Below are 689 nucleotides of genomic sequence, written 5' to 3' on the forward strand. Positions count from 1 at the left end.
AAAAAGATAAAGTGGCGTACTATATTGAAAAGGTTGGCTTAAACGCAGAATCGATTTATAAGTATCCACATGAATTCTCAGGTGGACAACGTCAGCGTATTGGGATTGCGAGAGCGCTTACGTTAAAACCGAAATTAATCATTGCGGATGAACCTGTCTCTGCGTTGGACGTTTCTGTACAAGCTCAAGTATTGAACTTTATGCAGGATATCCAAAAGGAATTTAATTTAACGTACTTATTTATCAGCCATGATTTAGGTATCATTCAGCATATGTGTGACCGTATTGGAATCATGTTCCGAGGTCAATTTGTAGAAGAAGGAACAAGCAAGGATATCTATTCTAATCCACAACATATTTATACTAAACGTTTAATTTCTGCTATTCCTGATATCAATCCTGAAAACAGAGAAAGACAGTCAGAATTTCGCAGGGAAGTGAATGCAGAGTATCAAAATTCGTATGATAAATATTTTGACGATGAGGGAAAAGTGCATAAACTAAAACCTGTTTCTGACACACACTCAGTTGCACTACCATAGGGAGGGGAATGTAGAAAATGTTGAAATTTATATTGCGAAGAGTTTTAATCATGATCCCTCAGTTGTTTATTTTAAGTATTTTAATCTTTGCACTGGCAAAAGCAATGCCAGGGGATGCTTTAACGGGACAACTGGCAAGTAACCCAA

General features: G+C 36.9%; 1 protein-coding gene and 1 pseudogene. Both read left to right on the forward strand.

Going from position 1 to position 689, the window contains the following annotated elements:
- Positions 1 to 542 (forward strand): ATP-binding cassette domain-containing protein (locus CWO92_RS24945; protein ID WP_133120624.1); only part of this gene is annotated, 542 nt, incomplete at its 5' end.
- A gap of 17 nt (positions 543 to 559) precedes the next feature.
- A pseudogene (locus tag CWO92_RS24950) lies at positions 560 to 689 on the forward strand (ABC transporter permease); the annotation flags it as partial.

The organism is Heyndrickxia camelliae (genome assembly GCF_002844575.1).
In the GTDB taxonomy this organism is placed as follows: domain Bacteria; phylum Bacillota; class Bacilli; order Bacillales; family Bacillaceae_C; genus Margalitia; species Margalitia camelliae.